The sequence below is a fragment of the Paenibacillus sp. YAF4_2 genome (assembly GCF_052113225.1).
In the GTDB taxonomy this organism is placed as follows: Bacteria; Bacillota; Bacilli; order Paenibacillales; family Paenibacillaceae; genus Pristimantibacillus.
Map to the genome: position 1 here is coordinate 36224 of NZ_JBFRCT010000017.1, position 21543 is coordinate 57766.

Below are 21543 nucleotides of genomic sequence, written 5' to 3' on the forward strand. Positions count from 1 at the left end.
TTTTTTTATTTAAATTTGTAATTGAATCCATTGACGTATAACTTTACATGCTATTAAAATTGATGGACGGGCGTCAATCGACGTTATTCACGGTATTTAGACAATATACATCTGAGAGGGGCAATCTAGAAGTGAAACAGAAATGGTTGGTACCACTTGCTTTAGTACTTTTGCTCATTACAGCAGCATGCGGAAACAGCGGTAAGAACAACGAAAACAGTAGTTCTGGTAATGCGGCAAATACGGAGGCAAAGAAAACGTACAAAATTTCAATCTCCCAAATTGTTGAGCATCCATCGCTTGATGCAACTAAAGAAGGTTTTCTTGCAGCGCTTAAGGATGCAGGATTTGTTGAAGGGGAAAACTTAAAGGTAGATTTCAATACGGCACAAGGTGATCAAACAAATAACACGTCGATCGCTCAAAAAATTGCGGGTGCAAAAGCCGATCTGGCTCTGGGTATCGCAACACCTTCAGCACAAGCACTTGTGCAAGCTTACAACAATGCGGGAAATAAAGCTCCGATTTTGTTCGCAGCTGTAACAGATCCACTTACAGCAAAGCTGATTACGAATATGGATGCTCCGGGTGGTAACGTTACTGGCGCTTCAGATACAAACCCTGCAGCAGCCGGTCAATTGATGGATTTCATAGCAGCTAACTTCCCTACAGTGAAGAAGGTTGGAATGGTCATTAATAAAGGTGAAAGTAATGCCGTTGTTATGGCAGCTACTGCAAAAGAAGCATTGGCGAAGCATAATATCGAATTGATTGAAGCTCCGGTAACAAATAGCTCTGAAGTAAAACAAGCAGGAGAATCGCTGGTTGGCAAAGTAGATGCTATGTACATTGGACTTGATAACGTTGTTGTTTCTGGTGTAGATGCACTTTTGCAGGTAGCAAAAGAAAATAAAATTCCATTCTTCTCAAGCGACCGTGATACGGTCGAGAAGGGCGCATTTGCAACAGTTGGTTTCAAATATTATGATCATGGCTACCAAGTTGGACAAATGGCTGCTGAAATTCTGAATGGCAAAAATCCTGGCGAGATGAAGGTTACTGTACCAGATAAGCTCGACTTGATTCTGAACCTGAAAGCTGCAGCAGATCAAGGTATTACCGTTACCGATGAGATGAAAGCCGGAGTGAAAGATCCGGACAATGACATTATTCAATAACAACACAAGAACGGGGTAAACGCTCCTTGCGTTCATCCCGTTCTCTTATTATGTAGAGGAGGTGCCTCGGTGCCAGTATGGTTAAATGGTGCTTTTGAGTCAGGATTGCTTTACTCCTTGATGGCTCTTGGCGTCTATATTACATTTCGAATTCTTGATTTCCCTGACCTCACGGTTGATGCCAGTTTTACAACCGGTGCAGGTGTAGCAGCAGTTATGATTTCAAACGGCACATCGCCGTGGCTTGCAAGTCTTACGGCATTTGGTGCTGGAGCTGCGGCAGGTGCTATTACAGGCTTGCTGCATACGAAAGGTAAAATCAATGGATTATTATCCGGTATTTTAATGATGATCGCCTTATATTCCATTAACATGAGGATTATGGGGGGCATCCCGAATATCAGTTTATTAGGCCCTGATGTTAGTACCGTGTTCTCAGGGGTTAAGGTAATTGTACTGATGCCGATCATTGTCGTAATTATTAAGCTTCTGCTTGATTTGTTCTTCAAGACCGACCTTGGCTTAAGCTTGCGTGCAACTGGTGATAATGAACGAATGATCCGAAGTTTTGGTACAAATACAGATACAACAAAAATTTTAGGTATTGCCCTGTCGAACGGCCTGGTTGCTTTGTCAGGATCGTTTGTTGCTCAACAGAGTGGCTTTGCAGATATCACAATGGGTGTCGGGATGATCGTTATTGGTCTTGCATCGGTTATCATCGGGGAAGCCATCTTTGGAGCGAAGACTGTATTCCGAGCAACACTTGCTGTCGTTCTAGGCTCGATTGTGTATCGTATTATTATCGGTCTTGCCTATCAAAGTGATTTCTTTGAGGCATCTGACATTAAATTAATCACAGCAATTATCGTAATTATTGCTCTTGTCTTCCCATCTCTGCAAAAAACAATCAAGCAAAAGAGGATGGCGCGTAAACGCACGTCGGATCTTTTGAAAAGTTTTGAACAGAAGGGAGGAGCTAACTGATGCTGGAAATTGCAAAAGTATCAAAGCTGTTCAACCCGGGAACATTAGATGAAAAAACAGCATTAGTAAACGCGAATCTGGCGATGAAGCAGGGAGATTTCATTACGGTGATCGGTAGTAACGGTGCAGGCAAATCAACCTTAATGAACATTATCTCTGGTGTAATGAAGCCGGATACTGGTGAAGTCCGGATTGAAGGCAAGAATATAAGCAGCCTTCCGGAGTACCGCAGAAGCAAATGGATCGGGCGAGTGTTCCAGGATCCTATGGCAGGTACTGCGCCACGTATGTCTATAGAAGAGAATTTATCGATGGCTTATACACGTGGTAAGCAACGTGGATTCTCACTCGCAATCAACAGTGTTCGTCGTAAATTTTTCCGTGAACAGCTTTCTCGTCTTGGCATTGGGCTTGAGAATCGCTTAAGTGCTAAGGTAGGATTATTATCTGGTGGTGAACGTCAAGCACTGAGCCTGTTGATGGCTACTTTCACGAAACCTCAGATTCTACTTCTCGATGAACACACAGCTGCTCTAGATCCAGCACGTGCAGAGTTGATTACAACTTTGACTGAAACGCTTGTACGTGAGATGAACCTGACAACCCTCATGGTTACCCATAACATGGAGCAGGCAATCCGGCTTGGTAACCGATTAATCATGATGGATAAAGGGAAGATTATTCTCGAAGTTAATGAGGAACGGAAGAAAGATCTAACCGTGGAGCGTTTGCTTGGTGAGTTTGAACAGATCAGCGGTAAGAAGATGGCTGACGATCGTGTCGTATTGGGTTAATAGCCTCAAAATAGAAACGCAATGACGTTAATTCGTCATTGCGTTTCTTCTATTATATAGAAGCAATTAAGTAGGACAAAAATGGATTTGGAAGTGTGGTCGAAATCGTGTATGATAGGCGAAGTGGAAAACACGGTTCGTCCTAGAGGGGCGGATACGGGAAAGTCGAACGAGCGCGTTACACCAAGCTGAGTAATGATAGGAAAAGACATAACTTTCCCTTGCATTTGCCCAGCTGTTTCGGTATAATATTGAATGTTGGTCTGTGACGTTGCGATGATGTGAGAGGTTGCCGACACACCCGGCCCCTTTGCCATGGGGCATGTGCCGGGTTTTCTCATGGAGTATGTCCGATAAGAAATTGGGCGATAGAAGGAGGGACTTATATGGCAAAGCAAAAGATTCGTATTCGCTTGAAAGCATACGATCACAGAATTCTTGATCAATCCGCTGAGAAAATCGTGGAAACAGCAAAACGTTCCGGTGCAGGCGTATCCGGGCCGATTCCGCTTCCTACGGAAAAGCAAATCATCACTATTCTCCGTGCGGTGCACAAGTACAAGGATTCCCGGGAGCAATTCGAAATGCGTACACATAAACGCTTGATCGATATTGTTAACCCAACGCCGCAAACGGTTGATGCGTTGATGCGCCTGGATTTACCATCCGGTGTAGATATCGAAATCAAACTGTAATAAGTATATTTGATTATTGAAAGGAAATGAGGTGTCAACATGAAAGGTATCTTAGGCAAAAAACTTGGTATGACGCAAGTGTTCACCGCTGAAGGTAATGTCGTTCCAGTAACGGTTATCGAAGCTGGTCCTTGTGTAGTTCTCCAGAAGAAAGATCAAGAGAACGATGGTTATGAAGCCGTACAATTTGGTTTCTCCGATAAGAAAGAGTCTAGAGCGATTAAGCCGGAAATCGGCCACGCGAAGAAAGCTAATACAGCTCCTAAGCGCTACGTTCGTGAAATTCGCGGTATTAATCTGGGCGAATATGAAGTTGGCCAAGAAGTGAAGGCTGATTTGTTCGCAGCAGGCGAGTTTGTTGACGTAACAGGTATTTCGAAAGGTAAAGGTTTTGCCGGCGTTATCAAACGTTGGGGACAAAGCACGGGTCCTATGGCCCACGGTTCCCGTTACCATCGTGGTCCTGGTTCCATGGGTTCCATTCAAGCGAACCGCGTACCAAAAGGTAAACACCTTCCTGGTCACATGGGTCATGAGACAATTACGATCCAAAAACTCGAAATTATCCGTGTAGACGCTGAGCGTAATGTGCTTCTCGTTAAAGGTTCCATTCCTGGTCCTAAAAACGGTTTCGTTAAAGTAAAACAAACAGTTAAGAACTAATTGCTTATAAAGAAAGGAGGAACATAAAATGCCTAAAGTTACACTTTATAACGTGAGTGGATCTGAAGTTGGTCAAATCGAATTAGCAGATAGCGTATTCGGTATCCAACCTAACTCTCATGTTCTGCATAGCGCTGTGTTGCTTCAGCAAGCTGCTGAGCGCGCAGGCACGCACAAAACTAAAGGACGCTCCGAAGTACGTGGCGGCGGTCGTAAACCTTGGAAACAAAAAGGTACTGGCCGTGCTCGTCAAGGTAGCATTCGTTCGCCACAATGGGTTGGCGGCGGTACAGTATTTGGACCGACACCACGCTCGTATGGCTTCAAACTTCCTAAGAAGGTTCGCCGTCTGGCGATTAAATCCGCTTTGTCTTCGAAAGTGATCGCTAACGAAATCGTCGTTCTTGATCAACTGGCATTCGCGGCTCCTAAAACGAAGGAATTCGTAGCAATGTTGAACAACCTAAAAGTTGATCGCAAAGCACTTGTTGTTTTGCCAACTTATGATGACAATGTAGCATTGTCGGCTCGTAATATCCCAGGTGTTAAATTCGTCGCTGCTGACGGCATTAATGTTCTGGATGTATTGGTGCATGACAAGCTCATCATCACGAAAGAAGCCGTAGAGAAAGTACAGGAGGTGTTTGCATAATGAAAGATCCTCGCGATATTATCAAACGCCCTGTTATTACGGAACGCACAAGTGACTTCATGGCCGTTAAACGCTATGTATTCGAAGTTGACCTTCGTGCTAACAAAACCGAAATTAAAGATGCTATCGAGCAAATCTTTAAAGTAAAAGTAACGAGCGTTAATACAATGCGTGTTGCCGGTAAGCCGAAACGCTACGGTAAATACAACGGTTATAGACCTGATTGGAAAAAAGCAATCGTTCAGCTTAGCGCTGAGAGCAAAGAACTTGAATTCTTTGAAACGTCTGTTTAGAAAAGGAGGGAAACTAAGTGCCAATTAAAAAGTACAAACCGACATCCCCGGCTCGTCGTAACATGTCCGTTTCGACTTTTGAAGAGATCACAACAAGCACACCGGAGAAATCCTTGCTTGCACCACTTTTCAAAAGAGCTGGTCGTAATAACCAAGGTAAAATTACAGTTCGTCACCATGGCGGCGGACACAAACGTAAATACCGTATTATCGACTTCAAACGTACTAAAGATGGTGTTGTAGGTAAAGTAGCTTCGGTTGAATACGATCCGAACCGTACTTCCAACATCGCTTTGATTCATTACCTTGATGGTGAGAAAGCTTACATTATCGCACCTAAAGGTCTGAAAGTTGGAGATCAAGTCGTTTCTGGACCTGATGCTGACATCAAAATCGGTAACGCGTTGCCACTTATCAACATTCCAGTAGGTACGGTTATCCACAATATCGAATTGAAACCAGGCAAAGGCGGCCAATTGGTTCGCGCAGCTGGTACAGATGCTCAACTTCTTGGTAAAGAAGGCGACTATGTATCCGTTCGTCTGACATCTGGTGAAGTTCGTCGTATTCTGAGCACTTGCCGTGCAACAATCGGTTCTGTTGGTAACGAAGATCACGAACTCGTGAAAATCGGTAAAGCTGGCCGTTCCCGTTGGATGGGCAAACGTCCTGAAGTCCGCGGCGTAGTAATGAACCCTAACGATCACCCACACGGTGGTGGTGAAGGCCGTGCTCCAATCGGTCGTAAATCCCCTATGTCTCCTTGGGGCAAACCGACTCTTGGTTACAAAACACGCAAGAAGAAAAAAGCATCGAGCCAATATATTATTCGTCGTCGTACGAAGTAATAAACGCTTGTTTGCAAGCTGCGTGACCGATGGTCGCGCTACGTTTCCGCGAAGGGAGGACTCCAAATGGGTCGCAGTTTGAAAAAAGGTCCGTTTATTGACGGCCACCTGCTTAAAAAAGTCGAGGTTTTGAACGAAACGAATAAAAAAGTCGTTATCAAAACATGGTCCCGTCGCTCGACAATTTTCCCACAATTCATTGGTCACACGATTGCAGTCTATGACGGCCGCAAGCATGTACCAGTTTATGTAACGGAAGATATGGTTGGACACAAGTTCGGTGAGTTTGCACCAACTCGTACCTATAAAGGCCATGACGATGATAGAAAGACAGGCAAAAGATAGTTTGCCTAGAACATTTTTTAATGTATGAGAGGAGGTTCATCCATGCCAGAAGCTAAAGCGCACGCTAATTTCGTACGCATTGCTCCTCGTAAAGCACAGTTGGTTGCGGACTTGATCCGTGGCAAACAAGTAGGTGAAGCGATCGCGATTTTGCGTCATACACCGAAATCTGCTTCCCCAATCCTGGAGAAGTTGCTGAACTCTGCTATTGCTAACGCTGAGCATAACTACCAATTGGACGTGAACAAACTGGTTATCACGCAAGCATTCGTGAACCAAGGTCCGACAATGAAACGTTTCCGCCCTCGTGCAATGGGACGTGCAAGCCGGATCAACAAAAGAACCAGCCACATCACATTGGTTGTATCTGAAAAATAAGGAGGGATAACGTGTGGGTCAAAAGGTAAATCCGGTCGGCCTGCGTATCGGGATCATCCGTGATTGGGAATCCAAATGGTACGCTGGTAAAGACTTCGGCGATCTTCTTATGGAAGACGTTAAAATTCGTGAGTACCTCAAGAACAAACTTAAAGATGCGGCAGTATCCCACATCGAGATCGAGCGTGCGGCTAACCGCGTTAACGTAACGATCCAAACTGCTAAACCAGGCATGGTTATCGGTAAAGGCGGTTCCGAAGTGGAAGGCCTTCGCACAGAGCTTGGTAAGATCACTAAAGGCAAAAAAGTTCACATTAACATTTCCGAAATCAAACAAGCAGATCTGGACGCTATTCTTGTAGCTGAAAGCATCGCGCAACAACTGGAACGTCGTGTTTCTTTCCGTCGTGCTTTGAAACAAGCGATCCAACGTTCGATGCGCGCAGGCGCTAAAGGGATTAAGACTGCTGTCAGCGGTCGTCTCGGCGGTGCTGAAATTGCTCGTTCGGAAGGCTACAGCGAAGGTACAGTACCGCTTCATACGCTCCGTGCAGATATCGATTATGGCACAGCTGAAGCTCATACAACTTACGGCCGTATCGGCGTAAAAGTATGGATCTACCGCGGTGAAGTCCTTCCAGCTAAGAAGAAAGCTCCCCAGGAAGGAGGCAACTAATCATGTTGGTACCTAAACGTGTCAAACATCGTAAGCAACAACGTGGAAGCATGAGAGGTCGCGCTAAAGGCGGCACTGAAGTAGCTTTCGGCGAATACGGCTTACAAGCTCTTGAACCAACTTGGATTACGAACCGTCAAATTGAAGCGGCTCGTATTGCAATGACTCGTTACATCAAACGTGGCGGTAAAGTGTGGATTAAAATCTTCCCACATAAACCGATCACTCAAAAGCCTCTCGAAGTTCGGATGGGTAGCGGTAAAGGTAACGTTGAGAAGTGGGTTGCAGTTGTGAAACCAGGCAAGATCATGTTCGAACTGGCTGGTGTTTCCGAAGAAGTCGCTCGTGAAGCGATGCGCCTCGCGTCCCACAAACTGCCGATCAAAACGAAGTTCGTGAAACGCGAAGAAGTAGGTGGTGAAGCAAATGAAAGCTAGTGATTTTCGCAACCTAACCTCTGCTGAGATTGAACAAAAAATTGCTGGTTTTAAAGAAGAGCTTTTCAACCTTCGTTTCCAATTGGCAACTGGCCAACTGGAAAGCCCGACACGTATTCGTGACGTGCGTAAGAATATCGCTCGCGCTAAAACCATTTTGCATGAAAGACAACTCGGTATCAGCAGCTAAATAGCTGTCCTTGACTAAGGATTACCAAGGTTTAAGGAAGGAGGCAGAACATGAGCGAACGCAATGCCCGCAAAGTTCAAATCGGTAAAGTCGTTAGCGATAAAATGGACAAAACAATCGTTGTTGCTGTTGAAACATACAAAAAACATGATTTGTACCATAAACGCATCAAGTACACGAAAAAGTTCAAAGCGCATGATGAGAACAATCAAGCGAAAATTGGCGACATCGTGAAAATCATGGAGACTCGTCCGCTGTCGAAAGATAAACGCTTCAGACTTGTTGAAGTTGTAGAAGTGGCGATTGTCCTTTAATATGTAGTATAGTGAATGAGCATTTTTCCGGAAGGAGGACGATGAAATGATTCAACCATTTACTCGTTTGCGTGTTGCGGACAACTCCGGCGCTAAAGAATTGATGTGTATTCGTGTTCTTGGCGGTACTGGACGTCGTGTAGGTGCTATCGGCGACCTGATCGTATGTTCCGTGAAACAAGCAACACCAGGCGGCGTTGTCAAAAAAGGCGACGTTGTTAAAGCAGTTATCGTTCGTACGAAGCGTGCGGTTCGTCGTAAAGACGGTTCCTACATCGCATTCGATGAGAACGCAGCAGTAATCGTTAAAGAAGATAAAAGCCCGCGGGGTACTCGTATTTTTGGACCTGTTGCCCGTGAGCTGCGCGATAAAGATTTCATGAAAATCGTATCGCTTGCACCAGAGGTTATCTAATACAGTCCCTGAAAGGGTCGCAATAGCTTGATTATCAAGCATGCAGGAGGTGTAACTCATGCCAAGGCTGAAAAAAATTCTTGAATCGCATAACAACAAGCTGCACGTCAAAAAAGACGACACAATCATTGTCATCTCCGGTAAGGACAAAGGCAAAAAAGGTCGTGTAATCGCTGCGTATCCGCGTGAAAACCGCGTTCTCGTAGAAGGCGTCAACTTCGTTAAAAAGCATACTCGTCCATCCCAAGTGAATCCACAAGGTGGAATCATCGAGCAAGAAGCGCCGATTCACGTTTCGAACGTGATGCACATTGATCCGAAGAGTGGCAAAGTAACTCGTATCGGATACAAAGTGTTGGACAACGGCAAAAAAGTTCGGTTCGCAAAACGTTCCGGCGAAGTAATCGACTAATCGTTACTGTAGGAAGGAGGTCCATAAAAAATGGCAGCAAGATTGAAAGATAAATTTCTTAACGAAATTACGCCTGCATTGATGCAGAAGTTTAGCTATACGACTGTAATGCAAGTGCCGAAGATCGAGAAAGTTGTCATCAACATGGGTGTTGGCGAAGCGGTTGCTAACTCCAAAGTGCTTGATGTCGCTGTCGACGAGCTTCGTCAAATCTCCGGTCAAAAGCCGGTTGTAACTCGTGCGAAGAAGTCCATCGCTGGCTTCAAACTTCGTGAGAACATGCCAATCGGGGTTAAAGTTACACTGCGCGGCGAGCGTATGTACTACTTCCTTGACAAGCTGTTCAACATCTCGCTTCCACGCGTACGTGACTTCCGCGGTGTATCGACGAAAGCATTCGACGGTCGCGGTAACTATACGCTTGGCTTGAAAGAGCAATTGATCTTCCCGGAGATCGAGTATGATAAAGTTGATAAAGTTCGTGGTATGGACATCGTCATCGTCACGACGGCAAAAACGGACGAAGAATCTCGTGAACTGCTTACCCAAATGGGCATGCCGTTTGCGAAGTAATCCACTTTTAGGAGGTGTAATACCCAGTGGCAAAAACTTCGATGAAAGTGAAGCAACAACGTACACCGAAATTCCAAGTGCGTGCCTACACGCGCTGTGAACGTTGTGGCCGTCCGCACTCTGTTTTGCAAAAGTTTAAAATTTGTCGGATTTGTTTCCGCGAGTTAGCATACAAAGGCCAGATTCCTGGCGTTAAAAAAGCAAGCTGGTAATCAGCCTAGTTCGGGAAGGAGGTTAACACAAATGGTTATGTCTGATCCGATTGCAGATATGCTGACGCGCATTCGCAACGCGAATGTCGTTCGTCACGAAACCGTGGAATTGCCCGCTTCGAAAGTTAAGAAGCAAATCGCTGAGATTCTGAAACGCGAGGGCTTCATCCGCGATGCTGAGTATATCGAAGACAACAAACAAGGGATGATCCGTATTTTCTTGAAATACGGCCCTAACCAAGAGCGCGTTATCACTGGTCTGAAACGTATTTCTAAACCAGGTCTGCGCGTTTATACAAAATCGACTGAAATCCCACGCGTTTTGGGTGGTCTGGGAATTGCTATTATTTCCACATCCAAAGGGATTATGACCGATAAAGAAGCACGCCAAGGTAAAGCAGGCGGCGAAGTCGTTTGCTACGTTTGGTAATTAACTAGTCACAAGATTGGAGGTGTAACAATGTCCCGTATTGGTCGCAAACCGATCCAAGTGCCAGCTGGCGTAAGCATTAACTTGGATAACACGGTTATTACTGTAAAAGGACCGAAAGGATCGCTTTCCCGCGAAATTCACAAAGATATGAAAGTGAATGTTGCTGAGAACGAGATCGTTATCGAACGTCCTTCTGACAATAAATTGCATCGTTCTTTGCACGGCACAACGCGCAGCGTCATCGCTAACATGGTGAGCGGTGTTACTGAAGGCTTCTCGAAAAACTTGGAGCTGGTAGGCGTTGGTTACCGTGCGAATAAAACTGGCGATAAGATCGTTCTTAACGTTGGTTATTCCCACCCAGTGGAGATTGCACCTGAAGCAGGTATTGAGTTCGAAGTTCCAGCGAACACGAAGATCACTGTTCGCGGTATCGACAAAGAGCGCGTTGGCGCTGTTGCTGCTCAAATCCGCTCCGTACGTGAACCAGAACCTTACAAAGGTAAAGGTATCAAGTATGAAGGCGAACGCATCATCCGCAAAGAAGGTAAAGCTGGTAAGAAGAAATAAGCAGTCTGATTGGGCTGCTTAAAATAGCGGTATAAGGCATAAGGAAAGGAGTGAACCTTGAATGATTACGAAAGGCGATAAAAACAAGGCTCGTCTGAAAAGACACCTGCGTGTTCGTAAAAAAATCAACGGTACTGTTGCTCGTCCACGTCTCTCTGTATTCCGTTCAGCTAAACATATCTATGTTCAACTGATTGACGATGTACAAGGCGTAACGATTGCTTCCGCGTCCACACAAGACAAAGAACTGGCAGCATCGATCGGCAACGGCGGTAGCGTTGAAGCTGCTCGTCAAGTAGGACAATTGATTGCACAACGCGCTCAAGCGAAAGGGTTGACCCAAATCGTATTTGACCGTGGTGGTTACTTGTATCATGGCAGAATTCAGGCGCTTGCTGACGCAGCACGCGAAGCTGGTCTGGAATTCTAGTCGAATTTACTTATAAGGAGGTTAATCGACTTGCGTGTAGATCCAAATACGTTAGAACTGACTGAAAAAGTTGTCCATATCAACCGTGTAGCTAAAGTTGTTAAGGGCGGACGTCGTTTCAGCTTTAGTGCGCTCGTAGTTGTCGGCGACGGCAATGGCTATGTAGGCGCAGGGATCGGTAAAGCGGGCGAAGTACCTGATGCGATTCGCAAAGGTATCGAAGACGCTAAGAAAAACCTGATCCACGTTCCACTCGTAGGAACAACAATTCCACATCTTGTAGTTGGACACTTCGGTGCAGGGGAAGTTCTCCTGAAACCGGCATCCAAAGGTACAGGTGTTATCGCCGGCGGTCCTGTTCGTGCAGTACTCGAACTGGCTGGTGTAGGCGATATCCTGACGAAATCGCTTGGTTCTTCGAACTCCATGAACATGGTAAATGCAACGCTTGAAGGCCTTTCCCGCCTGAAGCGCGCGGAAGATGTTGCTAAGCTTCGTGGTAAAACTGTCGAAGAGCTGTTAGGTTAAGGAGGGGAATAGGATGGCAAAATTGCAAATCACCCTCGTTCGCAGTTTGATCGGCCGCAACGAGAAACAACGTGCTACTGTTGAATCCTTCGGTTTGAAGAAAATTCGTCAATCCGTTGTTTTGAACGACAGCGAGGCTGTTCGCGGCATGGTTAATGCTGTAAGCCACTTGGTTAAAGTAGAAGAAGTGTAAGCATAACGCTTGCAATAAGAAATAAATAAGGAGGTGCAAGAACGATGAAATTGCATGAACTCGCACCAGCACCAGGCTCCACGCAAGTAGGTAAGCGTAAAGGTCGCGGTATTGGCTCCGGCAACGGTAAAACTGCAGGTCGTGGTCATAAAGGTCAAAACGCTCGTTCCGGCGGCGGTGTACGCCCTGGTTTCGAGGGTGGCCAAAACCCATTGTACCGTCGTTTGCCGAAACGTGGTTTCAATAACCGTTTCCGCACGGAATACGCTATCGTGAACATTGAAGATCTTAACAACTTTGCAGCAGGTACCGAAGTTACTCCAGAAGTTCTTCTTGAGCAAGGGATCATCAAAAATCCTTTGGCGGGCATTAAGATTTTGGGTAATGGCGACATTACGGTTCAATTGACTGTTAAAGCAAACAAGTTCTCTCAATCTGCGGTAGAGAAAATCCAGGCTGCCGGCGGTAAAACCGAGGTGATCTAATTGTTTAACACCGTGTCCAACATTTGGAAAGTGGCGGATTTGCGCAGGCGGATCCTCTTCACCCTTTTCATTCTGCTTGTTTATCGCATCGGAGCATTTATTCCGGCGCCAGGCGTTAACAAAGATGTATTCAAACAGGTTGACCAATCCGGTGTAAATCTGTTCGGTCTGCTTAACACGTTCTCCGGCGGTGCGTTGTACCACTTCTCCATTTTCGCGATCGGTATCGCTCCTTACATTACAGCTTCGATCATTGTACAGCTGTTGTCGATGGACGTTATTCCTAAATTCGCAGAATGGGCGAAGGAAGGCGAGAACGGAAAGAAGAAGCTCGCGCAGATTACACGTTACGGCACGGTAATCCTTGGTTTATTGCAAGGTTTTGCAACAGCAATCGGCTTCAATCGTCAATACAACTATGAGATGGTACCTGGTGCGAATTTTGTTGATTACTTGCTTATCGCTATCGTATTGACAGCGGGCGTATCATTCTTGATGTGGCTTGGTGAGCAAATTACGGAACGTGGTATCGGTAACGGTATCTCGATTCTGATCTTTGCCGCTATCGCAGCAAGTATTCCTCAACATATTCGTACGATTTACACAACAGAATTCGCTGGCTCTGATGCTAACTTGTTCTGGGCTATCGGCAAGGTTGTACTTATCGCTGTAGCGATTGTACTGATCATTGTTGGTGTAATCTTTGTACAACAAGGTATCCGTAAAATTCCGGTTCAATATGCTAAACGTGTTGTTGGACGGAAGATGTATGGTGGTCAATCGACTCACATACCAATGAAAGTGAACGGTGCAGGTGTTATTCCGGTCATTTTCGCAATCTCGTTATTGATGTTCCCGGCAACAATCGCACAATTCTGGTCTGGTGCCGCTTGGGCTGATTGGATCATGCAGAACTTAACATATACCAAACCGCTTGGTATGGTACTTTATGTTCTGTTGATTATCGGGTTCACGTTCTTCTATACATTCGTACAGATCAATCCGGTTCAAATGGCGGATCAAATGAAGAAGAACGGTGGTTACATTCCAGGCATTCGCCCTGGCAAACCAACGTCTTCCTACTTGACCCGCGTATTGTCGCGGATCACACTGACGGGTGCGATTTTCCTGGCCGTTATCTCCTTGTTGCCGGTGCTGTTCGGTGAAATCGCCGATCTACCAGCTTCGGTAAGACTGGGCGGTACCTCGCTTCTTATCGTCATCGGTGTTGCACTTGATACGATGAAGCAAATCGAGAGCCAGTTGATAAAACGCCATTACAAAGGGTTTATCAATAAATAACAATAGGTTCCGACCGGGCTTCCGTAACGTCGCATGCGATGGACGGAACCCGCACGAGCCTATTGTGCTTAAAGCGAGGAAGACGGAATGAACATTTTATTCATGGGTCCTCCGGGGGCCGGTAAAGGGACGCAAGCAGAACGTATCGTTGAAGAGTTTGGCATTCCGCACATCTCGACAGGTGATGCATTCCGTCTTGCGATGAAACAGGGGACTCCGCTCGGTCTTAAAGCGAAAGAGTTTGTCGATCAAGGACTGCTCGTTCCCGATGAGATTACGAACGGTATTGTCAAAGAGCGTCTTGCTCAAGACGATTGTAATAAAGGTTTCTTGCTCGATGGTTTTCCACGTACGCTGCAGCAAGCCGAGGCGCTTGATGTTATGCTGACAGAATTGAACCGCGGCATTGACCATGTTGTTAATTTGAAGGTTGACCGCGGCTTGCTGCTTGCTCGTCTGACTGGACGTCGCATTTGTAAAGCATGCGGATCAACGTACCATGTATTGTTCAACGCACCGAAACAAGAAGGCGTCTGCGACAAATGCGGCGGCGAATTGTACCAACGGTCGGATGACACGGAAGAGAAAGTCGGAACGCGTCTTGACGAGTATATCTCGAAAACCGCACCACTTCTCGACTACTACAATGGTAAAGGTCTACTTTGCGAAGTCGACGGCGAGAAGGAAATCGATACGGTTACGGCTGAGATTGTTTCCTGCTTGCGAGGTTCATTGTAATGATCATTTGCAAATCCGAATCGGAGCTGCGATATATGAGGGAAGCCGGCCGCATTGTTGCGGAGACACATCGGATTATGGCTGAGGCGGTTAAACCTGGAGTTACTACCCAGGAACTCGATCAGTTGGCCGAAGCGTACATTCGCAGTCAAGGCGCTGAGCCATCCTTCAAAGGTTACAATGGTTTTCCTGCCAGCATTTGCGCTTCTGTAAATGACGAGCTGGTACACGGTTTTCCCGGACCTCGTAAGTTGAACGAAGGCGATATTATAAGCATCGACATTGGAGCGCAGTATAAAGGCTATCATGGTGATTCGGCTTGGACTTATCCGGTCGGCAACGTTTCGGATGAAGTCAAGCGATTACTTGAGGTGACAGAGCAGTCTCTGTACGCAGGACTGAATCTGATCCGCCCAGATGTTCGTTTATTTACAATATCGCATGCGGTTCAACAGGTTGCCGAAGCGGCGGGCTTTTCGATTGTAAGGGAATTTGTCGGACACGGTATTGGCAAGGACCTCCACGAGGAACCGCAAATTCCGAACTACGGCATTCCGGATCGCGGGCCACGTCTTAAGCCAGGAATGGTGCTTTGCATCGAACCTATGGTCAACATCGGCGAACGTTACGTTCGTACGCTTGAAGACAATTGGACGGTCGTAACGGAAGACGGCTCCTGGTGCGCTCACTTTGAGCACACGGTTGCCGTAACGGAGGACGGATTCGAAATTTTGACGAAACTACCGCATTCGGTGTAATCTGTTATGGATAAACAACCGCAAATCGGTCAAATCGTCAAGGTGCTTCGGGGCAAGGATGAGAACAGCTATGCTGTTATTATTGACATTGTTGACGAACGCTTCGTACTTATCGTCGATGGCGATAAACGCAGGTTTGATCAACCGAAGAAAAAGAACGTTCTGCATCTCGAGTTACAACCCGCTATAAGCAGCGAAGTTACAAGCAGCTTGCTTGAAACGGGCAGGGTGACCAATGCCAAGTTACGTTATGTGATTCAGAAGTACGCACATGCGAAAGGAGAATGACGGTGGCTAAGGAAGACGTCATTGAGGTCGAAGGTACGGTAATTGAACCGCTGCCGAATGCCATGTTCAAGGTGGAGCTGGAGAACGGTCATCAAATTCTCGCACATGTTTCCGGTAAGCTCAGAATGCATTTCATCCGTATTTTGACTGGGGACAAAGTGGTTATACAGTTATCGCCTTATGATTTATCAAGAGGGCGCATCACCTATCGGAAGTAGACCGCCTGCGGTTTACTTGCGAAGGATTCGGGAGGTAATTCACAATGAAGGTTAGACCTTCGGTAAAGCCGATTTGCGAAAAATGCAAAGTCATTCGTCGTAAAGGCAACGTTATGGTAATTTGTGAAAATCCGAAACACAAACAAAAACAAGGATAAAAGGAGGGACAACGGCCTATGGCACGTATAGCTGGTGTAGACTTGCCGCGTGATAAACGCGTCGAAATCGCCCTGACATACATTTTCGGTATTGGCAAAACAACTTCGCAAAAAATCTTGAGCTCTGCTGGCGTTAACGCTGACACTCGTGTTCGCGATCTGACAGAAGACGAGCTTGCGAAATTGCGTGAAGCAATTGACAAATCCGTTAAAGTGGAAGGCGACCTGCGTCGTGAAATTTCGCTTAACATTAAACGCCTGATCGAGATCGGTTGCTACCGTGGTGTTCGTCACCGTCGTGGTTTGCCTGTTCGTGGTCAACGCACGAAAACAAATGCGCGTACGCGTAAAGGTCCTCGTCGGACTGTAGCTAACAAAAAGAAATAATAAAGGGGTGAAATAGGGCAATGGCTAAACCTAAAAAAGTCGTTCGTACAAAACGTCGTGACCGGAAAAATATTGAGTCGGGCGTAGCACACATCCGTTCGACATTCAATAACACGATCGTAACGATCACTGACCCACATGGCAACGCAATCTCTTGGGCAAGCTCCGGTAACCTGGGCTTCAAAGGTTCGCGTAAATCCACGCCTTTCGCAGCTCAAATGGCAGCTGAATCTGCAGCTAAAGCAGCGATGGAACATGGCATGAAAGCTGTTGAGGTTATGGTTAAAGGTCCTGGCGCAGGCCGCGAAGCAGCGATTCGTTCGCTTCAAGCAGCTGGTCTGGAAGTTAACCTAATTAAAGACGTAACGCCAGTTCCTCACAACGGATGCCGTCCGCCAAAACGTCGTCGCGTATAGTTGGGTCCGCTGTGGTATCAAATAACAACAACTTGTGAATAATGGTTGTGAAGGTTTGGCATACTACGAGATTTGACTACACAAAACGAATGGTAACGGAGCGACGTTTGAAGGAGGGTACTATTAGTGATTGAGATCGAAAAGCCGAAAATCGAGACCGTAGATTTGAATGAGGATGGAACTTACGGGCGTTTCGTAGTAGAACCGCTCGAGCGTGGATATGGCACGACGCTTGGAAATTCGCTTCGCCGAATTTTATTGTCCTCGCTGCCGGGCGCGGCAGTAACATCTGTTCAAATCGACGGAGTGCTTCACGAGTTCTCTACGGTTCCAGGAGTGATCGAGGACGTAACTGAGATCATTCTGAACTTGAAAGGCCTCTCGTTGAAAATCCACTCCGATGAAGAAAAGGTGCTGGAAATCGACGCTGAAGGCGAAGGAATCGTTACGGCAGGGGATATTCGAGCTGACAGCGATGTCGAGATTTTGAACCCTGATCTTCACATCGCAACCTTGGCCTCCGGCGCGCGGCTCCATTTGCGAATTTTTGCCAATCGCGGACGTGGTTACGTCCAGGCGGACCGTAACAAACGGGACGATCAACCGATTGGGGTTATTCCCGTTGATTCGATTTACACGCCAATTACCCGTGTCAATTACAGCGTTGAAAATACCCGCGTTGGTCAAGTAACCAACTACGACAAGCTCACGCTTGAAGTATGGACTGACGGTAGTATTAGACCGGAAGAGGCTGTAAGCCTTGGCGCTAAAATTTTGACCGAGCATTTGGACCTGTTCGTCGGATTGACCGATGAAGCCAAAGACGCGGAAATCATGGTCGAGAAGGAAGAGGACAAGAAAGAGAAAGTTCTGGAGATGACTATCGAAGAACTGGATCTTTCCGTGCGTTCCTACAACTGCTTGAAACGTGCAGGCATTAACACTGTTCAAGAGCTGATTACGAAATCAGAAGAGGATATGATGAAGGTTCGTAACTTGGGCCGTAAATCCCTTGAGGAAGTTCAAGAAAAGCTCGAAGAGCTTGGTCTTGGCCTTCGCATGGAAGAGTAGAATCTTGAGCATCTAGAACAGACTATAGGCAAGGGAGGGGAAATCAAGATGGCATATCAAAAATTGGGCCGTGACGCTAGCGCGCGGAAAGCACTTTTCCGTGACCTCGTTACTGACCTATTCCTGTATGAGCGCATTCAAACAACAGAAGCTAAAGCGAAAGAGGTTCGTTCGATCGCTGAAAAACTGATCACGAAAGCGAAAAAAGGTGACTTGCACGCTCGTCGTCAAGTAGCTGCTTACGTTCGTCGTGAAACTGTTGACGGAGAGCAAGATGCAATCCAAAAACTGTTCTCCGAGCTGGCCACCCGTTACTCGGAACGTGCGGGCGGATACACACGGATTTTGAAACTAGGACCTCGCCGTGGCGACGCTGCGCCTATGGTGTACCTGGAACTGGTTGACCGTGCGTAACACAAGCGTAATCAGCTCGCCGCTTTGAGCGGAGAGCTACGTTTCGCGGTGAGAAAGGGTGGACCCTTGAGGCCACCTTTTTTTATTGCCCTGCTCTAAAAGAGTGTTTTGGCTGTCGTCCGTGCGGCATGAAAGGTTTGTCCTCCGATCGCTGTTGTTCATAGATTTCTCCATCACAACACGCTTAAGCGGTTGAAATCTATGAACAAAGGCGAACGCTAACGCTTCTCCGGACAAAACCTTTCATTCCGCACAGGACATGCCTAATAACATACCTTTTAGACAAGCAATAAAAATGTGGCCGAAAAGGGTTCACCCTCTTGAATTTAAGGCTATTGAATGTTAATTGCATGTCTTATTAACATATGGGGGAGGTGGTGAAGGATGAGGAATATTGCAGTAACGGTAAGCTATGACGGAACGGACTTTAACGGGTTTCAGTCTCAGCCGTACGGACGGACCATCCAGCAAGAGATCGAGCTGGCTATCAAGAAGCTGACCGGTGAGGAACTTATCATTATCGGATCTGGGCGGACGGATGCCGGCGTGCATGCGACGGGACAAGTATTCAACTTCCATACGGAATCGGCGATTCCAGCGGAACGTTGGGCGATTGCTTTGAATACCCGGCTGCCGAGGGATATTGTTATTACAGATGCCTATGAGGTGCCTGAGCAATTCCACTCGAGACGCTCAGCTAAACGGAAGACATATCGCTATACGATTGATATGGGGAAGTTTCCGGATGTGTTCTACCGCCGTTATGCATTCCATCATCCTACACCACTTAATGTTGAAGCGATGCAGCAAGGGCTTAGCTGCCTTGTGGGGGAGCATGACTTCACTTCATTTACATCTATTCACTCGACCAAGCCGCATCATGTACGGACCATCTACGAGGCTTATTTCGAGCGTGAGGGACAAATGCTCCATATGTATATGACCGGTAACGGATTTCTTTATAACATGATTAGAATAGTGATGGGTACGCTGCTTCATGTGGGCCACGGGAAGCTAAAGCCCGAAGATATGGCGCGCATATTGGACGGCCGTAAACGGTCTCTCGCAGGGCCAACAGCGATGCCTCATGGTCTAATGTTAATGAAAGTCGATTATCCGGACAAAATGTAATTTACATTTAATAACTTCTTGATTTAGGCCATTATCTATAGTAGAATATAACTTGTGCTTTCTTAGTGGCTATCCCACAGCCCCGACTGAGACTGTCACAAACTTGGCATGCAACATTTGAATCAACTAAAGCAAACGTGAAACGTTGTTTAATAAAATTTTAACTGTAACGGATATAAGGAGGATCTCCATGCGTACTACGTATATGGCTAAGCCAAATGAAGTTGAGCGCAAATGGCACATCATTGATGCTGCTGGTAAAACGCTCGGCCGTCTGGCTACTGAAGCTGCTAGCCTGATCCGCGGCAAGCACAAACCGCAATTTACTCCTCACGTTGATACTGGCGATTTCGTTATCGTAATCAACGCTGATAAAATTGTACTGACTGGTAAGAAAATGCAAAACAAAATGTACTACCGTCACTCGGGTTACTCTGGTGGTTTGAAAGTAACTCCAGCTCACGAGATGATCGCTAAAAAAGCTGACCGCGCTATCGAATTGGCAGTTCACGGCATGTTGCCAAAAACTCGTCAAGGTAACGCAATGAAACTTAGACTTAAAGCATACGCTGGTTCGGAGCATCCGCATCAAGCACAAAATCCAGAAGTTTACGAACTTCGCGGTTAATAAGGGGAGGACAGTTTCATGGCACAAGTTCAATACTATGGAACCGGTCGTCGTAAACACTCTGTTGCACGTGTACGTTTGGTGCCAGGTGAAGGACGAATCATTGTAAACAAACGCGACTTGAACGAATATTTTGGTCTAGAAACATTGAAGCTGATTGTTAAGCAACCATTGGTTCTGACTGAAACTTTGAACAACTACGACGTTATCGTAATCGCTAACGGCGGCGGTATGTCTGGTCAAGCTGGCGCTATCCGCCACGGTATCTCCCGCGCTCTGCTTAAAGCAGACCCTGAGTTCCGCCCAGCTCTGAAACGTGCTGGCTTCCTGACTCGTGACCCACGTATGAAAGAACGTAAAAAATACGGTCTTAAAGCGGCTCGTCGCGCGCCACAATTCTCGAAACGTTAATATTTGTATCAAACACCTTCTCTGCTTTGCGGAGGAGGTGTTTTTGCTTTTTATACAAATATACATGAAGTTTGCTGCTTGGTTTAATGGATGAGCTCTCAGAACTTTATTTCATATTGGTGAAAACTTATTATTGATCATTTTACCGTTAGAACGTATACTTTATTTAATAGCATATGAGCTTACTTGGAATTATAAAGGGAGGGAAAACCATGAACCTGTTTGAAAAGGAAGCTTTAGTAAAACAAAAAGCAGAAGAGCTTGAAAATGCGACACCAGAAGAAATTTTGGCCTACGCAGTTGAAGCATTCCCTAATATTACGTTTGCTTGCAGCTTTGGCGCTGAAGACGTTGTACTTGTAGACATGCTGCAAAAAGTCAGCCCGAAAACAGATATTTTCTATTTGGATACGGACTTCCACTTCAAAGAAACATACGAAACGCGTGATCGCATGGTGGAACGTTACCCTGGCATTCCATTTGTAGAAGTTAAACCATTGATTACTCCGGAAGAGCAGGCTGCACAGCATGGTGAAGAGCTGTGGAAATCCGATGCTAACGCATGCTGCAATATCCGTAAAGTTGAACCATTGACAAGAATCTTGTCCAAGTATAATGCTTGGATTACGGGTATCCGTCGTGACCAAGCTCCAACTCGTGCGAATGCTAAGAAAGTAGAATACGATACGAAATTTGGTCTGATTAAATTTAACCCGATTGCAGGATGGACTTCGGAAGACGTATGGAACTACATTCGTGAGAATGATGTGATTTACAACCCGTTGCATGACCAAAACTACCCAAGTATCGGCTGTGAGTATTGCACACGTAAAGTTATGCCTGGTGAAGATCCACGTGCAGGTCGTTGGGCTGGCCAAGAGAAAACGGAGTGTGGTTTGCATAAATAATTAATTGATGAATA

At 46.2% G+C, this 21543-nt stretch carries 38 protein-coding genes; all 38 read left to right on the forward strand.

Annotated elements, in window-relative coordinates; genetic code table 11:
• Window positions 1-131 precede the first annotated feature (131 nt).
• The 38 genes from AB4Y93_RS27540 to AB4Y93_RS27725 all read left to right on the forward strand — a co-directional run bounded on the left by AB4Y93_RS27540 (window position 132) and on the right by AB4Y93_RS27725 (window position 21529).
• The gene (locus AB4Y93_RS27540; RefSeq protein WP_441896861.1) at window positions 132-1178 is read left to right on the forward strand and encodes an ABC transporter substrate-binding protein; all 1047 of its coding nucleotides are present in this window, start codon (window positions 132-134) and stop codon (window positions 1176-1178) included.
• Window positions 1179-1298: 120 nt separating this feature from the next.
• Window positions 1299-2165, forward strand: a complete 867-nt coding sequence (locus AB4Y93_RS27545) for an ABC transporter permease (protein WP_441896899.1) — start codon at window positions 1299-1301, stop codon at window positions 2163-2165.
• Window positions 2165-2959 carry an ABC transporter ATP-binding protein gene (locus AB4Y93_RS27550; RefSeq protein ID WP_441896863.1) on the forward strand — a complete coding sequence of 265 codons (795 nt, stop codon included), beginning with the start codon at window positions 2165-2167 and terminating at the stop codon, window positions 2957-2959. The genes AB4Y93_RS27545 and AB4Y93_RS27550 overlap by 1 nt, the downstream gene beginning before the upstream one ends.
• Window positions 2960-3345: 386 nt before the next feature.
• On the forward strand, window positions 3346-3654 hold the full coding sequence (rpsJ, locus tag AB4Y93_RS27555) for a 30S ribosomal protein S10 (protein ID WP_005544556.1): 309 nt from the start codon (window positions 3346-3348) through the stop codon (window positions 3652-3654).
• 39 nt (window positions 3655-3693) lie between these two features.
• Window positions 3694-4317, forward strand: a complete 624-nt coding sequence (gene rplC, locus AB4Y93_RS27560; protein ID WP_441896866.1) for a 50S ribosomal protein L3 — start codon at window positions 3694-3696, stop codon at window positions 4315-4317.
• Window positions 4318-4345: 28 nt separating this feature from the next.
• Window positions 4346-4969, forward strand: a complete 624-nt coding sequence (gene rplD / locus AB4Y93_RS27565) for a 50S ribosomal protein L4 (protein ID WP_167282849.1) — start codon at window positions 4346-4348, stop codon at window positions 4967-4969.
• Window positions 4969-5262, forward strand: a complete 294-nt coding sequence (gene rplW / locus AB4Y93_RS27570) for a 50S ribosomal protein L23 (protein ID WP_015847222.1) — start codon at window positions 4969-4971, stop codon at window positions 5260-5262. Before rplD ends, rplW begins: the two co-directional genes overlap by 1 nt.
• A gap of 17 nt (window positions 5263-5279) precedes the next feature.
• Window positions 5280-6110: a 50S ribosomal protein L2 gene (gene rplB / locus AB4Y93_RS27575; protein ID WP_167282850.1), complete on the forward strand. Its 831-nt coding sequence runs from the start codon at window positions 5280-5282 to the stop codon at window positions 6108-6110.
• Between the two features lie 66 nt (window positions 6111-6176).
• Window positions 6177-6455, forward strand: a complete 279-nt coding sequence (rpsS, locus tag AB4Y93_RS27580; RefSeq protein ID WP_167282852.1) for a 30S ribosomal protein S19 — start codon at window positions 6177-6179, stop codon at window positions 6453-6455.
• Between the two features lie 42 nt (window positions 6456-6497).
• On the forward strand, window positions 6498-6833 hold the full coding sequence (gene rplV, locus AB4Y93_RS27585; RefSeq protein ID WP_015847219.1) for a 50S ribosomal protein L22: 336 nt from the start codon (window positions 6498-6500) through the stop codon (window positions 6831-6833).
• A 13-nt stretch (window positions 6834-6846) separates the two neighbouring features.
• On the forward strand, window positions 6847-7509 hold the full coding sequence (rpsC, locus tag AB4Y93_RS27590) for a 30S ribosomal protein S3 (protein WP_167282856.1): 663 nt from the start codon (window positions 6847-6849) through the stop codon (window positions 7507-7509).
• Window positions 7510-7511: 2 nt separating this feature from the next.
• Window positions 7512-7946, forward strand: a complete 435-nt coding sequence (gene rplP, locus AB4Y93_RS27595) for a 50S ribosomal protein L16 (protein WP_091190717.1) — start codon at window positions 7512-7514, stop codon at window positions 7944-7946.
• Window positions 7936-8136: a 50S ribosomal protein L29 gene (rpmC, locus tag AB4Y93_RS27600; protein ID WP_167282859.1), complete on the forward strand. Its 201-nt coding sequence runs from the start codon at window positions 7936-7938 to the stop codon at window positions 8134-8136. Before rplP ends, rpmC begins: the two co-directional genes overlap by 11 nt.
• A gap of 50 nt (window positions 8137-8186) precedes the next feature.
• Window positions 8187-8450, forward strand: coding sequence for a 30S ribosomal protein S17 (gene rpsQ / locus AB4Y93_RS27605; protein WP_167282861.1), 264 nt, complete (start codon window positions 8187-8189; stop codon window positions 8448-8450).
• Window positions 8451-8496: 46 nt separating this feature from the next.
• A complete protein-coding gene (gene rplN, locus AB4Y93_RS27610) occupies window positions 8497-8865 on the forward strand; it encodes a 50S ribosomal protein L14 (RefSeq protein WP_015847214.1) in 369 nt (122 codons plus the stop codon).
• A gap of 58 nt (window positions 8866-8923) precedes the next feature.
• On the forward strand, window positions 8924-9277 hold the full coding sequence (gene rplX / locus AB4Y93_RS27615; protein WP_208420626.1) for a 50S ribosomal protein L24: 354 nt from the start codon (window positions 8924-8926) through the stop codon (window positions 9275-9277).
• 30 nt (window positions 9278-9307) lie between these two features.
• The gene (rplE, locus tag AB4Y93_RS27620) at window positions 9308-9850 is read left to right on the forward strand and encodes a 50S ribosomal protein L5 (RefSeq protein ID WP_167282865.1); all 543 of its coding nucleotides are present in this window, start codon (window positions 9308-9310) and stop codon (window positions 9848-9850) included.
• A 26-nt stretch (window positions 9851-9876) separates the two neighbouring features.
• Window positions 9877-10062: a type Z 30S ribosomal protein S14 gene (locus tag AB4Y93_RS27625; RefSeq protein WP_015847211.1), complete on the forward strand. Its 186-nt coding sequence runs from the start codon at window positions 9877-9879 to the stop codon at window positions 10060-10062.
• 31 nt (window positions 10063-10093) lie between these two features.
• A complete protein-coding gene (gene rpsH / locus AB4Y93_RS27630) occupies window positions 10094-10492 on the forward strand; it encodes a 30S ribosomal protein S8 (RefSeq protein WP_441896871.1) in 399 nt (132 codons plus the stop codon).
• A 30-nt stretch (window positions 10493-10522) separates the two neighbouring features.
• The gene (gene rplF, locus AB4Y93_RS27635) at window positions 10523-11065 is read left to right on the forward strand and encodes a 50S ribosomal protein L6 (RefSeq protein ID WP_167282873.1); all 543 of its coding nucleotides are present in this window, start codon (window positions 10523-10525) and stop codon (window positions 11063-11065) included.
• A 61-nt stretch (window positions 11066-11126) separates the two neighbouring features.
• Window positions 11127-11495 carry a 50S ribosomal protein L18 gene (gene rplR / locus AB4Y93_RS27640; protein ID WP_167282877.1) on the forward strand — a complete coding sequence of 123 codons (369 nt, stop codon included), beginning with the start codon at window positions 11127-11129 and terminating at the stop codon, window positions 11493-11495.
• 30 nt (window positions 11496-11525) lie between these two features.
• Window positions 11526-12023: a 30S ribosomal protein S5 gene (gene rpsE, locus AB4Y93_RS27645; RefSeq protein ID WP_091190731.1), complete on the forward strand. Its 498-nt coding sequence runs from the start codon at window positions 11526-11528 to the stop codon at window positions 12021-12023.
• Between the two features lie 13 nt (window positions 12024-12036).
• Window positions 12037-12216, forward strand: coding sequence for a 50S ribosomal protein L30 (rpmD, locus tag AB4Y93_RS27650; protein ID WP_167282884.1), 180 nt, complete (start codon window positions 12037-12039; stop codon window positions 12214-12216).
• A gap of 44 nt (window positions 12217-12260) precedes the next feature.
• Window positions 12261-12701 carry a 50S ribosomal protein L15 gene (gene rplO, locus AB4Y93_RS27655; RefSeq protein ID WP_441896874.1) on the forward strand — a complete coding sequence of 147 codons (441 nt, stop codon included), beginning with the start codon at window positions 12261-12263 and terminating at the stop codon, window positions 12699-12701.
• Window positions 12702-14003 (forward strand): preprotein translocase subunit SecY, encoded by a 1302-nt coding sequence (secY, locus tag AB4Y93_RS27660; protein ID WP_441896876.1) that lies wholly within the window; start codon window positions 12702-12704, stop codon window positions 14001-14003. It begins immediately after the preceding gene.
• A gap of 87 nt (window positions 14004-14090) precedes the next feature.
• Window positions 14091-14741, forward strand: a complete 651-nt coding sequence (locus AB4Y93_RS27665; protein WP_441896878.1) for an adenylate kinase — start codon at window positions 14091-14093, stop codon at window positions 14739-14741.
• Window positions 14741-15499 carry a type I methionyl aminopeptidase gene (gene map / locus AB4Y93_RS27670; protein ID WP_167282894.1) on the forward strand — a complete coding sequence of 253 codons (759 nt, stop codon included), beginning with the start codon at window positions 14741-14743 and terminating at the stop codon, window positions 15497-15499. The genes AB4Y93_RS27665 and map overlap by 1 nt, the downstream gene beginning before the upstream one ends.
• A gap of 6 nt (window positions 15500-15505) precedes the next feature.
• Window positions 15506-15787, forward strand: coding sequence for a KOW domain-containing RNA-binding protein (locus AB4Y93_RS27675; protein ID WP_167282896.1), 282 nt, complete (start codon window positions 15506-15508; stop codon window positions 15785-15787).
• A 2-nt stretch (window positions 15788-15789) separates the two neighbouring features.
• The gene (gene infA, locus AB4Y93_RS27680; RefSeq protein WP_015847200.1) at window positions 15790-16005 is read left to right on the forward strand and encodes a translation initiation factor IF-1; all 216 of its coding nucleotides are present in this window, start codon (window positions 15790-15792) and stop codon (window positions 16003-16005) included.
• A gap of 44 nt (window positions 16006-16049) precedes the next feature.
• Window positions 16050-16163, forward strand: coding sequence for a 50S ribosomal protein L36 (rpmJ, locus tag AB4Y93_RS27685; RefSeq protein ID WP_003333770.1), 114 nt, complete (start codon window positions 16050-16052; stop codon window positions 16161-16163).
• 18 nt (window positions 16164-16181) lie between these two features.
• Complete coding sequence (gene rpsM / locus AB4Y93_RS27690; RefSeq protein WP_091190746.1) at window positions 16182-16550, forward strand: 30S ribosomal protein S13; 369 nt, start codon at window positions 16182-16184, stop codon at window positions 16548-16550.
• A gap of 20 nt (window positions 16551-16570) precedes the next feature.
• Window positions 16571-16966, forward strand: a complete 396-nt coding sequence (rpsK, locus tag AB4Y93_RS27695; RefSeq protein ID WP_148933645.1) for a 30S ribosomal protein S11 — start codon at window positions 16571-16573, stop codon at window positions 16964-16966.
• A 126-nt stretch (window positions 16967-17092) separates the two neighbouring features.
• The gene (locus AB4Y93_RS27700) at window positions 17093-18037 is read left to right on the forward strand and encodes a DNA-directed RNA polymerase subunit alpha (RefSeq protein WP_015847197.1); all 945 of its coding nucleotides are present in this window, start codon (window positions 17093-17095) and stop codon (window positions 18035-18037) included.
• A 48-nt stretch (window positions 18038-18085) separates the two neighbouring features.
• Complete coding sequence (rplQ, locus tag AB4Y93_RS27705) at window positions 18086-18451, forward strand: 50S ribosomal protein L17 (protein WP_091190749.1); 366 nt, start codon at window positions 18086-18088, stop codon at window positions 18449-18451.
• A gap of 384 nt (window positions 18452-18835) precedes the next feature.
• Window positions 18836-19582: a tRNA pseudouridine(38-40) synthase TruA gene (truA, locus tag AB4Y93_RS27710; protein ID WP_441896882.1), complete on the forward strand. Its 747-nt coding sequence runs from the start codon at window positions 18836-18838 to the stop codon at window positions 19580-19582.
• Between the two features lie 190 nt (window positions 19583-19772).
• Window positions 19773-20210: a 50S ribosomal protein L13 gene (gene rplM / locus AB4Y93_RS27715; RefSeq protein WP_015847194.1), complete on the forward strand. Its 438-nt coding sequence runs from the start codon at window positions 19773-19775 to the stop codon at window positions 20208-20210.
• Window positions 20211-20228: 18 nt separating this feature from the next.
• A complete protein-coding gene (gene rpsI / locus AB4Y93_RS27720) occupies window positions 20229-20621 on the forward strand; it encodes a 30S ribosomal protein S9 (protein ID WP_015847193.1) in 393 nt (130 codons plus the stop codon).
• 212 nt (window positions 20622-20833) lie between these two features.
• Complete coding sequence (locus AB4Y93_RS27725) at window positions 20834-21529, forward strand: phosphoadenylyl-sulfate reductase (RefSeq protein ID WP_167282905.1); 696 nt, start codon at window positions 20834-20836, stop codon at window positions 21527-21529.
• Window positions 21530-21543 lie beyond the last annotated feature (14 nt).

Coding starts and splice junctions, on each gene's coding strand:
- AB4Y93_RS27545 (WP_441896899.1), top strand. CDS start 1,299: ATGGCTCTTGGCGTCTATATTACATTTCGAATTCTTGATTTCCCTGAC.
- AB4Y93_RS27550 (WP_441896863.1), top strand. CDS start 2,165: ATGCTGGAAATTGCAAAAGTATCAAAGCTGTTCAACCCGGGAACATTA.
- rpsJ (WP_005544556.1), top strand. CDS start 3,346: ATGGCAAAGCAAAAGATTCGTATTCGCTTGAAAGCATACGATCACAGA.
- rplC (WP_441896866.1), top strand. CDS start 3,694: ATGAAAGGTATCTTAGGCAAAAAACTTGGTATGACGCAAGTGTTCACC.
- rplD (WP_167282849.1), top strand. CDS start 4,346: ATGCCTAAAGTTACACTTTATAACGTGAGTGGATCTGAAGTTGGTCAA.
- rplW (WP_015847222.1), top strand. CDS start 4,969: ATGAAAGATCCTCGCGATATTATCAAACGCCCTGTTATTACGGAACGC.
- rpsS (WP_167282852.1), top strand. CDS start 6,177: ATGGGTCGCAGTTTGAAAAAAGGTCCGTTTATTGACGGCCACCTGCTT.
- rplV (WP_015847219.1), top strand. CDS start 6,498: ATGCCAGAAGCTAAAGCGCACGCTAATTTCGTACGCATTGCTCCTCGT.
- rplP (WP_091190717.1), top strand. CDS start 7,512: ATGTTGGTACCTAAACGTGTCAAACATCGTAAGCAACAACGTGGAAGC.
- rpmC (WP_167282859.1), top strand. CDS start 7,936: ATGAAAGCTAGTGATTTTCGCAACCTAACCTCTGCTGAGATTGAACAA.
- rpsQ (WP_167282861.1), top strand. CDS start 8,187: ATGAGCGAACGCAATGCCCGCAAAGTTCAAATCGGTAAAGTCGTTAGC.
- rplN (WP_015847214.1), top strand. CDS start 8,497: ATGATTCAACCATTTACTCGTTTGCGTGTTGCGGACAACTCCGGCGCT.
- rplX (WP_208420626.1), top strand. CDS start 8,924: ATGCCAAGGCTGAAAAAAATTCTTGAATCGCATAACAACAAGCTGCAC.
- rplE (WP_167282865.1), top strand. CDS start 9,308: ATGGCAGCAAGATTGAAAGATAAATTTCTTAACGAAATTACGCCTGCA.
- rpsH (WP_441896871.1), top strand. CDS start 10,094: ATGGTTATGTCTGATCCGATTGCAGATATGCTGACGCGCATTCGCAAC.
- rplF (WP_167282873.1), top strand. CDS start 10,523: ATGTCCCGTATTGGTCGCAAACCGATCCAAGTGCCAGCTGGCGTAAGC.
- rplR (WP_167282877.1), top strand. CDS start 11,127: ATGATTACGAAAGGCGATAAAAACAAGGCTCGTCTGAAAAGACACCTG.
- rpmD (WP_167282884.1), top strand. CDS start 12,037: ATGGCAAAATTGCAAATCACCCTCGTTCGCAGTTTGATCGGCCGCAAC.
- rplO (WP_441896874.1), top strand. CDS start 12,261: ATGAAATTGCATGAACTCGCACCAGCACCAGGCTCCACGCAAGTAGGT.
- AB4Y93_RS27665 (WP_441896878.1), top strand. CDS start 14,091: ATGAACATTTTATTCATGGGTCCTCCGGGGGCCGGTAAAGGGACGCAA.
- map (WP_167282894.1), top strand. CDS start 14,741: ATGATCATTTGCAAATCCGAATCGGAGCTGCGATATATGAGGGAAGCC.
- AB4Y93_RS27675 (WP_167282896.1), top strand. CDS start 15,506: ATGGATAAACAACCGCAAATCGGTCAAATCGTCAAGGTGCTTCGGGGC.
- rpmJ (WP_003333770.1), top strand. CDS start 16,050: ATGAAGGTTAGACCTTCGGTAAAGCCGATTTGCGAAAAATGCAAAGTC.
- rpsM (WP_091190746.1), top strand. CDS start 16,182: ATGGCACGTATAGCTGGTGTAGACTTGCCGCGTGATAAACGCGTCGAA.
- rpsK (WP_148933645.1), top strand. CDS start 16,571: ATGGCTAAACCTAAAAAAGTCGTTCGTACAAAACGTCGTGACCGGAAA.
- rplQ (WP_091190749.1), top strand. CDS start 18,086: ATGGCATATCAAAAATTGGGCCGTGACGCTAGCGCGCGGAAAGCACTT.
- truA (WP_441896882.1), top strand. CDS start 18,836: ATGAGGAATATTGCAGTAACGGTAAGCTATGACGGAACGGACTTTAAC.
- rplM (WP_015847194.1), top strand. CDS start 19,773: ATGCGTACTACGTATATGGCTAAGCCAAATGAAGTTGAGCGCAAATGG.
- rpsI (WP_015847193.1), top strand. CDS start 20,229: ATGGCACAAGTTCAATACTATGGAACCGGTCGTCGTAAACACTCTGTT.
- AB4Y93_RS27725 (WP_167282905.1), top strand. CDS start 20,834: ATGAACCTGTTTGAAAAGGAAGCTTTAGTAAAACAAAAAGCAGAAGAG.